The organism is Streptomyces sp. NPDC001868, assembly GCF_040297125.1.
In the GTDB taxonomy this organism is placed as follows: domain Bacteria; phylum Actinomycetota; class Actinomycetes; order Streptomycetales; family Streptomycetaceae; genus Streptomyces.
In genome coordinates this window covers 297,396-309,275 of the sequence record NZ_JBEOYO010000008.1, presented here as the reverse complement: position 1 = coordinate 309,275, position 11,880 = coordinate 297,396, and the positions used below count along the sequence as shown (strand labels likewise).

The following is an 11,880-nucleotide window of genomic DNA, read 5'->3' as shown; positions in this document are numbered from 1 at the left end:
GGGGCCCCCGGGGCGCGGCACCCCCCCGCCCCGGCCCCCCCCGCCCCCGCCTCCGCGCCGCCCCCGCCTCCGCGCCGGAGCCGCTCGCTACGCCGTGAACCGGCCGCCGTTGGCGAGCAGCACCGCGCCGACGAGGTTGGCGGCCTCGTCGCTCGCCAGGAACAGCGCGACGTCGGCGATCTCCTCCGGCGTGGCGTACGGGCGTACGCGGGGGTCGGCGAAGCCCTCGCGCAGCACCGCCGGGGTGTGGGCGGCCATTCCGGTCTCGGTGGGACCGGGGGCCACGGTGTTGACGCGTACGCCGAACGCGATGGCCTCCTTGGCCACGGACTGGCTCAACGCGTGCACGCCGGCCTTGGAGGCCGCGTAGTGCGGATAGCCGGTGAGCGCGTCGAAGGCCGCGGAGGAGCCGAAGGTGACGACGGCTCCCGAGCCGCCCGGCCGCATCGCCCGCAGGGCGGCGCGCAGGACGTGGAAGGTGCCGTCCAGGTTGATCCGCAGGACCCGGTGCCACGCCTCGACACCGAGGCGCGTCGTCACTTCGGGCGGCCGGCCGGCCAGTACCGCGTCGGCCAGCCACTGCTTCACGGTGGGATCGTCGACGCCGGCCGCGTGGACCACCACATCCAGCCGGCCGTGCGCCCGTACGACCTCGTCGACCACCCGGTCGACCTGGTCGGCGTCCGCCACGTCCAGCGCCGCCGCGTGCCCTCCGGCCAGTTCCTGCGCCACCGATGCGGCCGCCGGGCCGTCGATGTCAGCCGCGACGACGGCCTCGGCACCCTGGGCGGCCAGCCGGCGGGCGACCGCCCTGCCGATCCCGGAGCCCGCGCCGGTGACCAGCGCGACCCGCCCCGCGAAACGGCCGCGGCCCGCGTCTCTGTCGCCCATGGAGCCCCGCTTTCGCTCGCCTTCACCCATCTACTGAACTGACTTCATTTTTGCTAAGGTGGCGTGCATGGGCGTGCGTGTCAACAGGCTGTGCCGGGAGGGCGGATGAGAGCGGTCCGGCTGACGCACTGGGGCGGGCCTCCCGCGGTCACCGAAGTGGAACGCCCCGCACCCAGGGGCGAGGAAGTGCTGGTGCGGGTCGAGGCGGCCGGACTGTGCGGTTCCGACCTGCACGTCCTCGCCGCGCTGCCCGGCGCCCTGCCCTACCGACCGCCCTTCACCCTCGGGCACGAGGTCGCCGGCCGGGTGGCGGAGCTGGGCCCGGACGCCGTCGGGCCGAGGGCCGGGGAGCGGGTGGTCGTGTACGGCCCCTGGGGCTGCGGGCGGTGCGGGCACTGCGCGGCCGGCGCGGAGAACTACTGCGACCGGCGCGCCGCGCTCGACGCGGTCCGCACCGGGACCGGCGCCGGACTCGGACGCGACGGCGGCCTGGCCGACTACCTGCTCGTACCGTCCGGGCGCCTCCTGCTACCGGTCGGCGACCTCGACCCCACGCAGGCCGCCCCGCTCTCCGACGCGGGCCTCACCTCGTATCACGCCGTCGCCGGACTCCGGCCGACGCTCGGCGACACCGGGGGCGACAGCGAAAGGGGTACCGGGGGCGGCCACAGCGAGAGGGGTACCGGGGCCGGGGCGAGTGTGGCGGTGATCGGCGTCGGCGGTCTGGGGCATCTGGCGGTCCAGGTCCTCCGGGCCACCACCTCCGCCCGGGTGTTCGCGGTGGACGTACGGGAGGAGGCGATCACCCTGGCCCACGAGTGCGGCGCGCACTTCGGCACGGTCGTACGGGCCGACACGGCCGATGTTCTGCGGAAGCGGGCCGGTGACGTGGGCGTCGACGCCGTTCTCGACTTCGTCGGCACCGCCGCCACGCTGCGGCTGGGGCTGAGCGTTCTGCGGGCGGGCGGAGAGCTCGTTCTCGTCGGCAGCGGTGGCGGGGAACTGACGGTCCGCAAGCCCGGAGCTCTCCCTCCGGGCTTGCGGATCTCGCTGCCGTTCTGGGGCACCCGGCCCGATCTGGAGCGGGTCGTGGCGCTCGCCCGCTCCGGCGCCCTCAGGGTCACGACCGAGCGGTTCCCGCTGTCCCGCGCTTCGGAGGCGATCGACGCGCTCCGTTCGGGAGCGGTACGCGGGCGGGCCGTACTGGTCCCCGACTGACGCGGGTCGCGGCGCGGGGGAGACCAGAATTGAACTCAGGTTGCCCGCGTGAGGGGCCTGTCGATCAGGCCGTGGAGGCGGGGCCGGGCGGCAGATGGACCGTCATGATCAGGCTGCATGTCCCGGTGCCGGCGCCTCGATAGGTGTGCGAGGTGTCGCCGTCGAACGTGGCGGTCTGCCCGGCCTCCAGGGCGTGTTCGGTGCCGTCGACGATCAGGGTCATCCGGCCGGAGATGACACTGACGGTCTCCACCACTCCGGCCTGGTGGGGATGGCTGGGGTACTCCTCGTCCGGCTCCAGCCGCCAGCGCCAGACCTCGACCGGCGCCGGGCCCGAGGTCGTCAGCATCAGCCGGGCCTCACCGCCCCGCTCGCCGGTCCACAGGGGGGCCACGCCGTCGGCGGCCACGACACGGACACGTCCCTCGGCCGACCCCTGCATCAGGGCGGACACCGAGATGCCGAGGGTGTCGGCCAGCCGGACCAGGGTGGCCAGATTGGGGTTGCCCTGGGCTTTCTCCAGCGCCACCAGGGCGCCTTTGCTCACCTGGGAGCGCCGGCTGAGTTCCTCCAGCGACAGGCCCGCGCGGGTGCGGGCCGACCGGACGTTGTGGGCGACCGTCCGCAGGGCCGCCGCCGTCTCGACCATCAGATCTCCGCCCTCGTCCTCGTCCTCAGTTCCGGCCTCGACCTCAACCCCGACCTCAGGATTGACCACCACAGCGCACCGCGCGGTCGTTCGGTTGACACGGTCCGGTCGTTGCGTTGTACGGTGCGGTCGTTCCAGTGATAGTAGACGATAACGACAGTGAGGGACGAGGAGACCAGCATGTTCGTCCAGCCCTGGGATGCCGGCCTCGACGTGGCGGAATGGCGGGCCTGGATCGCCGATGGCCACGACTTCGGACAGTTGACCGTCAACGGCCCGCCCGGTCACCCGCCCGTCGCCGTGCCCACCCATTTCACCGGCGACTTCACCGACGGCGGCAGCGACCTGCTGATTCATCTCGCCCGCCCGAACCCGGTATGGAAGGCGATCGAGCACGATCCGAACGTCCTGTTCACCGTCTTCGGGGACTACGCCTTCGTCCCGGGCCCCTGGCGCGCGGGCGCCGGCACCCCGCCCGCCGACGGCGTCCCCACCAGCTACTACACGGCCGTCCAGTTCACCTGCCGGGCCCATCTCGTCGACGACCCCGAGGCCAAGGCCGAGCTGCTGCGCCGCCAGCTCGCCCACTTCCAGCCCGACGGCGACCACGCCCCGGTCGCCGTCGACCAGCCGCCCTACGGCCGGATGCTGCCCGGTATCCGCGGGCTGCGCCTGGAAGTCATCGACGTACAGGCCAAGTTCAAGTACGACGATCACAAGCCCGTCGAGCACCGCACGGCCGTCGCCGACCGGCTCACCGCGCGCGGCCAGGGCCTCGACGTGCCCACGGCACAGCAGCAGCGCCGCCGGCTGGACCGCATCGGCCCCTGGAAGCCGTGACGCCCGCTCCCGAGCGCGTGCCCGGCCGACCGCCGCCGACGCGCGGGCCCGGACCCGCCCACCGCCCGACCACCCTCGCCCAGACGCTGGAAACGGAAACCTGCTCATGCCCGCCCTGCGCATCACCCCGGCCGTCGCGGACGCCTTCCCCGACACCCTCATCGCCCTGGTCGCCGCCACCGGTCTGCGCGGCCGTGAACCCTGGCCGGACACGGTCACGGCCCTGGAGGAGTTGGAGCGGCAGCTCGCCGACGGCACCTGGCACCCGGCCGACGAGACCGACCCCCGTATCGAGGCCTGGCACACCGCCTACCGCTCCTTCGGCACGAACCCCCGCCGAATCCGCCCCAGCGTCGACGCGCTCGGCCGCCGCCTCGCCAAGAAGGGGACGCTGCCGCGCATCAACCCGGCCGTCGACTCCTACAACGCCGTCTCCGTACGGCACGGCCTGCCCGCCGGCGCCTTCGACCTCGACCACGTCACCGGCGACATCGACATCCGGTACGCGGACGGCACCGAGTCCTTCACCCCGCTCGGCGAACCCGACACCGTGGAGACCCCGAAGTCCGGCGAGATCATCTACACCGACACCACCGACGTCCTGACCCGCCACTGGAACCACCGCGACGCCCACCGCACCCGCGTCACCGAGGACTCCACGCACGTCGCCTTCGTCCTCGAAACCCTCCACGCCACCCGCGACGGCGACCTCCTCAAGGCCGCGGCGGAGGAGCTGCGGCGCCTGCTCGCCCCGCACTCCGCCCGGACGGCCGTGCATCACCTGAGCGCGGCCCAGCCCCTGGCCACGCTCTGAGCCACCCGCGCCCGGTGGACCGGGTGCCGTGTCGCGGGTGAGAGGTCGGTGTCCTCGACGTTCGGTGACGGCGGTGAGCGCCGCGGTGTGGTCGACGCCCGCTCGCGTGGGCCCGCATGTCCTCCGTGACCGAGCGGATACCGGATGCGTACGATGCCGAGCTGTCAATCTTGGCATGCACGCGAAATAGTGCGGGCACGGGTCGCTAAGGTGCGGAAACGGGGGCGCTGTGAGCCTGGAATACCGACTGCTCGGCCCGGTCGAGGTCTGGTCCGGCGGGCGCCGTCTCTCGCTCGGCGGGCCCAAACCCCGCGCCCTGCTGGCCGCGTTGCTGCTGCGGCCCGGGCGGGTGGTCTCCGCCGGGACACTCGTCGACACGGTCTGGGGCGACGAACCGCCTGACTCGGCACGCGCGTTGATCCAGACGTACGTCTCCGGACTGCGGCGCGCGCTGCCCGCCGGGGCCGACGGGATCGAGACCCGTCCGCCCGGCTATCTGCTGCGCGTAAACAGCGACCACGACCGGATCGACCTCGGGGACTTCGAGCGGCTCACGGCGGCGGGGCGGGATCGCGCGGCCTCCGGAGACCATCGCGGCGCCTCCCAACTCCTGTGCGAGGCACTGGAGTTGTGGCGGGGTGCGGCTCTCGGCGGGGTCGGTGACGCCCTGCGTGTCGAGGCCGAGCGGTTGGAGGAGGCACGGCAGGCCGCGCTGGAGGACCGTATCTCCGCCGACCTCGCCACACCCGGCCGGGAACAGGGCCTGGTCGCCGAGCTGACCGCCCTGGTCGGCACCCATCCCACCCGGGAGCGGCTGCGCGGGCATCTGATGCTCTCCCTCTACCGTCTGGGCCGGCAGGCCGACGCCCTGGCGGCGTACGCGGAAGGGCGTGCCGTACTCGCCGACGAGCTGGGCATCGACCCGGGCCCGGGGTTACGGCAGTTGCACGAGGCGATCCTGCGGTCGGACCCGGAGCTGATGCCGGCCACCGCACCAGGACCCGCCGCACCACGGTCCGCCGCGCCGGAGAAGAACCGACCGCTACCGCACCCGGGCGACCGCCCCCGTCCGGATGCGTCCCACCGGCCGCCGCCCGCCTCCGAGTCGGAGGGCGATGTCGACGCCCCGGACCGGGTACGACCACGGCCCGAGCCACTCCCCCGCGCCGCGCTTCTCCCGCCCGCCATCGGTGACTTCACCGGTCGCAAGGAGCAACTGGACGAGGTGTCCGCCCTGTTGGCCGGGGCCCGGGAGGCGATGCCGGTCGCGGTCGTGTCCGGGCCCGGCGGTATCGGTAAGTCCGCGTTCGCCGTACAGGTCGCGCACCGGGTCGCCGCCGACTACCCCGACGGCCAGCTCTACGCCGAACTGCACGGCTTCAGCGATCCGGTGCCGCCCACCGAGGTGCTCGCCCGGCTGCTGCGCGCGCTGGGCACCGAACCGCCCGACGGCCCCGCCGAACGCGGCGACCTGTTCCGCAGCCTGCTCGCCCGGCGCCGAGTACTGCTGGTCCTCGACGACGCGGGCAGCGAGGCGCAGGTACGGCCACTGCTGCCGGGGAGCGCGAGCTGCGGTGTGCTGATCACGTCCCGTGCCCGGCTGGCGGGCCTCGGCGGCGCGGCCCGTACCGGACTCGACGTGCTGGACGACGAGTTGGGGATCGACCTCCTCGCCCGGATCGCCGGGGACGGGCAGGTCCGGAGCGACCCCGGGGCGGCGCGCCGGATCGTCGCCCTGTGCGGCGGGCTGCCGCTGGCCCTGCGGATCGCCGGAGCCCGCCTGGCGACCCGCCGCCACTGGACGCCCCGGATGCTCGCCGACCGCCTCGACGACGAACGCCGCCGCCTCGACGAACTTGCCGTCGGCGATCTGGAGGTCCGCACCGGACTCGGCCTCAGCTACGACGCCCTCGACCCCCTCGGCCGCACCGCCCTGCGGCGCCTCGGTCTGCTCGGCGCGCCCGACGTGGCCGCCTGGACGGTGGCCGCGCTGCTGGACCTGCCGGAGACGGAGGACGCCGAGAACGTCGTGGACCGGCTCATCGACGCGCAGTTGCTGCACTTCACCGGCGTCGACCGTGCCAGGCAGCCGCGTTTCGGGCTGCACGACCTGGTCCGGGTGTACGCGGCCGAGCGCGCGGAGGCGGAGGAACCGCGCGCCGAGCGGGCCGCCGCTCTCGGGCGGGCGCTCGGCGGCTGGCTGTGGCTCACCGCGCGGGCGACCGCCGCGGGGCCCTCCGGGGAGGTGGTGCTCCAGGACCCGAGCACACTGTGGCCGGTCGGCGAACGGGCCGCCCGGCAGGTGCTGGCCGACCCGACCGCGTGGTTCGAGGCGGAGGCCGGCGCGATCGCCGCCGCCGTCGAGCGCGCCGCCGCCATGGACCTGCACGCGCTCGCCCGCGAGGCCGCCGTCACCCTGTGCTCGTCCGCCTACATCGTCGACAACCGCTTCGACTCGTGGTCACGCACCCATGAGGCCGCGCTCGCCGCCGTACGCCGGGCCGAGGACCGCGCCGGGGAGGCTCTGCTCCTCATCGGCCTCGGTCAACTCCGTTACGAACAGGACGTCTTCACCGAGTCCGTGGACCACTACCGGCAGGCGGTCCGGCTCTGCGCCGAGCTGGGCGACACCCGAGGGCACGCGGCGGCCCTCGCGGGCCTGGGCGGCACCTACCGCGAACAGGGCCGGCTACGGGACTCCGCCCGTGAACTCACCCGCGCCATCGACGACTTCAGACGGCTCGACGACACGGCGGGGCTCGGCCTCGCCTGCCGTCTCGCCGGGTCGGTCCACGTCGAACTCGGCGAGTACGCCACCGCCCGTGTCCTCCTCGACGAGTCCCTGGCCGCCTACCGCCGGCTCGGCAGCCGGCGAGGCGAGGCGCTCGCCCTGCGGTCGTACGGGCTGCTGCACCGCGCGCTCGGCGAGTACGCGGAGGCCGAGGAGCTCTCCGGCCGGTCCCTGGCGATTCTCCGGGAGTTCGGCGACCGCCTGATGAGCGCGTACGCCGCCCAGGCCCGCGCGAAGGCCCGGCTGCGGCTGGGGCGCACCCGCGAGGCGGCGGCCGACCTGGACGGTCTGCTCGATGTGTGCCGGACGTACGGCGACCGGTGGGGCGAGGCCCTGGTCCGGCGCACCCTCGGCGAATGCGCCCTGACGGACGGGCGGTTGACGGACGCGGAGACCCACCTCACCACGTCGGTCGCTCTCTGGGACATCCTGCGGCTCCCGCTGCCCCGGGCCCGCACCCTGCGCTCCCTAGCGGAACTGCGGGACCGCCTCGGCGACGAGAAGGGGGCTCTCGCTCTGCGGGAGGAGGCGCGCGAGGTGTTCACGGCGTACGAGGCGCACGAGGCACGGGAGTCGTGGTCGTAGCTTCAAGGGTGGCCGCGGGAAGTGAAGAGGACCTGAAGGGAAGTTGTAGGGGGCCCCGCGAAGCTTCTTGGTGTCGGAGGGGAACGGGAGCAGCCCGAACTCCCCCGGCGCCAACGGGGATTCAACGGGGAAAGGACTTCCGATGTCCAGCACGACCAAGTCCAGTACGACCAGGTCCGGTACGACCAAGGCGTCCGCGCGGCGCGCCGCCACCACTCTTCTGCTGATCTCGGCCCTCGCGGGCGGAGCACTCACCACGGGGGCGGCTTCGGCCTCGACCTCGTCGTCGGGGTCGGCCTCCGCCGCGGCGGTCTCGCTCCAGACGGCCATCAAGGACAGGGCTCAGCAGCAGGTGGGCCTGTCGCCGCGCAACCGCGAGAAGGCCGGCAACTGCAACTACTACAGCGCCGTCGCCACCGACCCGAAGAGCGGTGTCGTCGGCCGGTGCAAGAAGGTCGGCGGCCTGCAGTGGCGCACGAACAACTGGTGCGCCGACTTCGTCCGCTACGTCTGGAAGAACTCCGGCGCCCGCACGAAGAACACCGACGCCTTCGCCGGCTCGTTCTACCGGGCCCGCAACTCCATCGGCACCTGGCACGCCCGGGGCTCCTACGTCCCGAAGATCGGCGACGCGGTGCTCTACGACTGGGACGGCGGCACGCCCAGCCTCGGGACCAACGGCTGGGACGTCGACCACATCGGCATCGTCGTCGGCTACAACGCCAGGACGAAGACCCTGACCACCATCGAGGGCAACACCACCAAGTCCGGCAACGGCGGCACCGAGGGCGTGTACAAGCGCACCCGGTACAACACCAAGGCCGGCGACGTCGTCGGCTATGTGACGCCCAGGAAGTAGCGGCGGGCGGCGTTCGACGAGAGCCAGGCACTCACGGGGGAGCCCCCGGGACCGGTCGTCGGACCGGTCCCGGGGGCGTCTCGGTGCGTCGCGCCACCTCCCACAGGACTGAGATGTCAGAGATCATCCTCATGAACGACCCCCGGGTGGCCGGAATCCCGGTCCACGAGTCCCACGAACCCCTCGTGGATCTGCGGGAGTTGCCGTTCCTCCGCGTCGACACCCGGCTCGCCGACCCGGCGGGCGCCTACGCCCTTCTGCGCGAGGGTGTCGTCTGGCGGCTGGCCCGCGCCGCCCGGCTGCTGCCCGAGGGCCTGTGCCTGCTGGTCACGGAGGGCTACCGCCCGCTCGCCCCGCAGCAGCGGTACCTCGACCGGTACGAGGCCGAGCCGCGCGCCTGCCACCCGGACCGGCCGGAGTCGTGTGCGCGCACGGAGTCGTGTGCGTGCACGGAGTCGTATGCGCGCACTGAGTCGTATCCGCGCACCCGGACGAGCCGGTCGCTGTCTCCGCCGGAGATGGGCCCGCATGTCGCGGGCGCCGCCGTCGATCTGACCCTGTGCACCGCCGACGGCGTCGAACTGGACCTGGGCACCCCGGTGAACGCGAGCCCCGAGGAGAGCGAGGGCGCCTGCCGTACGGCGGCCCCGAACATCACGGCCACCGCCCGCCGCAACCGCCGTACCCTCTCCGCCGCCCTCACCACGGCCGGTCTCACCAACTACCCCGCCCAGTGGTGGCACTGGTCCTACGGCGACCGCTACTGGGCCCTGGCCACCGGCGCCGCGACCGCCCGCTACGGCCCCGCGAACGCCTGAGCCCGGTGAAGCCCGGGCCGCGTGCCGTGTATCGGTACCCCGGCCACATCTAGGACGCCGGCCACCGCTCCGACTGCTGACAGGGGCCCGGCACCCCGCTTCCGTCAGCCGAGTGACGGTTCCAGGGTCGCGGGGGTGGGGCCGTCGGGGCGGACGGTGATGCCGTGGACGGTTCTCGTGGGGGTGGAGCGGAACGCCGGGGTGTGGGCCGGCAGCAGGTGTTCGAGCAGGACGGTCGATTCGCGGAGCGCGAACTGAAGGCCGAGGCAGGCGCGGGGGCCGATGCCGAACGGGTAGTAGGCGCCCGGGTGGGTGGGACGGCCGTCCGGGGTGGTGAAGCGGCGGGGGTCGAAGCGGTCCGGGTCCGGCCACAGTTCGGGATCGCGGTGGGTGAGGTACGGGCAGACCAGGATGTCGGTGCCCGCCTCGATGGTGTGGCCGGCGAGGGTGTCGTCCTCCGCGGCGTGGCGGGGCAGGATCCAGGCGGACGGGTAGAACCGGAGCGTCTCGTGGACCAGGGCCTGGAGAGCCTGACGGCGTTCCGCCGAGCCGTCGGGACCGGCGGCGAGGGCCTGTTCGCGGGCCTCGGGGTGCCGGTCGATCAGCAGATGGAGCCAGGTCAGGGTGGTCGCGGTGGTCTCGTGTCCGGCCACGAGCAGGGTGACGAACTCGTCGCGGATCAACTGGTCGGTGTATTCGGGGCGCTCGGTGGCGGCGTCGGTGAGGACGTGCAGCAGGCCCGGCCCCTCGGGGCCCGCCGCCCCGCCGCGTGCGGCCTCGATGGCGTGCCGGGCCACCGCGTCGATCCGGGCGAGGTCGGCGGCGACGGCGTCCCGGGCCTCGACGGCGTCGGCGGGCAGGGTCGGCAGGGCGGCGGCCACGGCTTCCACGGCGGCCAGTTCGCGCCCGGTCTCGTCGTCGAGGGGGTGGCCGGTGAGGGAGCGCCAGATGGTGTCCAGGGCGAAGCGGCGCATCTCCTGGCCGACGTCGAAGGTCTGCCCGGTACGGGCGTACGCGTCCCAGCGGTCCGCGGTGGTCCGGGCGGCTGCGGTGATCCGCTGTTCGTATCGGCGCATCCCGGTGCCGGTGAACTGGGACTGCAGCAGCCGGCGTTGCCGCTTCCACGCCGTGCCGGTGGCGGCCAGGAGACCGTCGCCGATCAGCAGCCGGGCGCGGTGCGAACGCTTGACGTAGCGCTCCGGGCGCCGGGCGAGGACGTGCTGCACCGCCGTCGGGTCCGTGACGAGCACCGTGGGTGCCGGGCCGAGGCGGAACGCCGCGACACCGCCGAGCTGTTCGCGCACCTGCGTCAGCAGGGCGACCAGTTCGCCTCCCCCCGAACGCCACCGCTCCACCAGCCCCGGCTCGGCCTCGGGGACCGGCTTGCCCGCCTCGGTGTCCATATGGCCCATGTGTCTTCCCCCTGATCGACCGCTGAGTCGGCCGGCGAACCGTGCCCTTGCAGCACGGACTGTACGGGAACGGCGACAATCGGTGACAGCCGACCGGAGGCGGAGACCGGGGCGGGGCGGAGGCAGGGGCGGGGACGGAGGCAGGGGCGGGGGCGGCCTGAACGCGCAGTCTCGAAATCCGTTCGCCTACCGCGAGATGGGCCGCTAGCTTCCGCCTGAGCGCAGCAGTCGAGGGTTGAGACACGAGACACGACCGCGAAGGGAGCCAGGGGTGGAGACCGAGGACGCGGGGACCGGCCGTCTGGGCTTACTGCTCGATCAGTTCGACCAGGCCCGGGAGATGGCCCAGGTGCGGCTGACGGGGCTCGGCGACGAGGAGTATCTGTGGGAGCCGGTGCCCGGGTGCTGGTCGGTCCGGCGCCGGGGCGAGGCGACGACACCCCGGGCGTTCGGGCCGGGCGAGTGGGTGCTCGACCTGGGTGCCCCGGACATCCCGGCGAGCGAGTACGCCGAGGTCGCCCGCCAGGCCGCCGACGGCATGACCGTCGCGCGGATCGCCGACGACTGGAGTGTGAGCGTCGAGCGGGTCGAGCAGGTCCTCGCCCACACCGGCGCGCCGGAGCCCGACCGGACGCCGGTGACGACCATCGCGTGGCGACTGGCGCATCTGCACGTCCAGTTCGCGGGCGGCTGGGAGTGGACCTTCGGCGAACGGCGCCAGGATCCCAAGCTGGCGGTCGACTTCACCCCGTCCGCCGCCTCGGCACTCGACCGGTTCTGGCCGGCGGTCGACCGCTGGCGCGACAGCGTCGCCACCGTCACCGACGAGCAACTCGACACGGTCGGCTTCTCGCAGTACCCGTACGGCTCCGCACCCGACGACCCGTTCGTCGGCGTCCTGTCGGGGACCAATCTCGAATTCATCCATCACATGGCCGAGATCGCCGTGCTCCGCGACCTGTGGCAGGCCCGTCCCGCCGTCTGATCGCGATCGTGAACTACA

At 73.6% G+C, this 11,880-nt stretch carries 10 protein-coding genes; 7 read left to right on the top strand and 3 right to left on the bottom strand.

Going from position 1 to position 11,880, the window contains the following annotated elements:
* Positions 1-87: 87 nt before the first annotated feature.
* Entirely contained in the window at positions 88-891 is an 804-nt protein-coding gene (locus ABT147_RS13395) for an SDR family NAD(P)-dependent oxidoreductase (protein ID WP_351405175.1), read from the bottom strand.
* Positions 892-996: 105 nt separating this feature from the next.
* On the opposite strand from ABT147_RS13395, the gene ABT147_RS13390 reads away from it, so the two are divergent.
* Positions 997-2,109, top strand: a complete 1,113-nt coding sequence (locus ABT147_RS13390; protein WP_351405173.1) for an NAD(P)-dependent alcohol dehydrogenase — start codon at positions 997-999, stop codon at positions 2,107-2,109.
* Between the two features lie 64 nt (positions 2,110-2,173).
* Here the strand turns inward: ABT147_RS13390 and ABT147_RS13385 are convergent, their stop codons facing one another.
* Positions 2,174-2,758, bottom strand: a complete 585-nt coding sequence (locus tag ABT147_RS13385) for a helix-turn-helix domain-containing protein (protein WP_351405211.1) — start codon at positions 2,756-2,758, stop codon at positions 2,174-2,176.
* Between the two features lie 180 nt (positions 2,759-2,938).
* Here ABT147_RS13385 and ABT147_RS13380 point away from each other — a divergent pair, with 180 nt between their 5' ends.
* The 5 genes from ABT147_RS13380 (at position 2,939) to ABT147_RS13360 (ending at position 9,465) form a co-directional block, all read left to right on the top strand.
* Positions 2,939-3,598 carry an FMN-binding negative transcriptional regulator gene (locus ABT147_RS13380; protein ID WP_351405172.1) on the top strand — a complete coding sequence of 220 codons (660 nt, stop codon included), beginning with the start codon at positions 2,939-2,941 and terminating at the stop codon, positions 3,596-3,598.
* Between the two features lie 106 nt (positions 3,599-3,704).
* Complete coding sequence (locus ABT147_RS13375) at positions 3,705-4,412, top strand: B3/B4 domain-containing protein (protein WP_351405170.1); 708 nt, start codon at positions 3,705-3,707, stop codon at positions 4,410-4,412.
* Positions 4,413-4,641: 229 nt separating this feature from the next.
* A complete protein-coding gene (locus ABT147_RS13370; protein WP_351405168.1) occupies positions 4,642-7,788 on the top strand; it encodes an AfsR/SARP family transcriptional regulator in 3,147 nt (1,048 codons plus the stop codon).
* Positions 7,789-7,930: 142 nt separating this feature from the next.
* Positions 7,931-8,647, top strand: coding sequence for a CHAP domain-containing protein (locus ABT147_RS13365; RefSeq protein WP_351405166.1), 717 nt, complete (start codon positions 7,931-7,933; stop codon positions 8,645-8,647).
* 113 nt (positions 8,648-8,760) lie between these two features.
* Positions 8,761-9,465, top strand: a complete 705-nt coding sequence (locus tag ABT147_RS13360; RefSeq protein ID WP_351405164.1) for a M15 family metallopeptidase — start codon at positions 8,761-8,763, stop codon at positions 9,463-9,465.
* A 104-nt stretch (positions 9,466-9,569) separates the two neighbouring features.
* Here ABT147_RS13360 and ABT147_RS13355 read toward each other — a convergent pair whose 3' ends face one another.
* Positions 9,570-10,868, bottom strand: a complete 1,299-nt coding sequence (locus tag ABT147_RS13355; protein WP_351405209.1) for a cytochrome P450 — start codon at positions 10,866-10,868, stop codon at positions 9,570-9,572.
* Between the two features lie 280 nt (positions 10,869-11,148).
* Here ABT147_RS13355 and ABT147_RS13350 point away from each other — a divergent pair, with 280 nt between their 5' ends.
* A complete protein-coding gene (locus ABT147_RS13350; protein ID WP_351405161.1) occupies positions 11,149-11,862 on the top strand; it encodes a DinB family protein in 714 nt (237 codons plus the stop codon).
* Positions 11,863-11,880 lie beyond the last annotated feature (18 nt).

Bases quoted from the DNA above. Each gene is read 5' to 3' on its own strand.
- ABT147_RS13395 (WP_351405175.1), bottom strand. From the start codon at position 891: ATGGGCGACAGAGACGCGGGCCGCGGCCGTTTCGCGGGGCGGGTCGCG.
- ABT147_RS13390 (WP_351405173.1), top strand. From the start codon at position 997: ATGAGAGCGGTCCGGCTGACGCACTGGGGCGGGCCTCCCGCGGTCACC.
- ABT147_RS13385 (WP_351405211.1), bottom strand. From the start codon at position 2,758: ATGGTCGAGACGGCGGCGGCCCTGCGGACGGTCGCCCACAACGTCCGG.
- ABT147_RS13380 (WP_351405172.1), top strand. From the start codon at position 2,939: ATGTTCGTCCAGCCCTGGGATGCCGGCCTCGACGTGGCGGAATGGCGG.
- ABT147_RS13375 (WP_351405170.1), top strand. From the start codon at position 3,705: ATGCCCGCCCTGCGCATCACCCCGGCCGTCGCGGACGCCTTCCCCGAC.
- ABT147_RS13365 (WP_351405166.1), top strand. From the start codon at position 7,931: ATGTCCAGCACGACCAAGTCCAGTACGACCAGGTCCGGTACGACCAAG.
- ABT147_RS13360 (WP_351405164.1), top strand. From the start codon at position 8,761: ATGTCAGAGATCATCCTCATGAACGACCCCCGGGTGGCCGGAATCCCG.
- ABT147_RS13355 (WP_351405209.1), bottom strand. From the start codon at position 10,868: ATGGACACCGAGGCGGGCAAGCCGGTCCCCGAGGCCGAGCCGGGGCTG.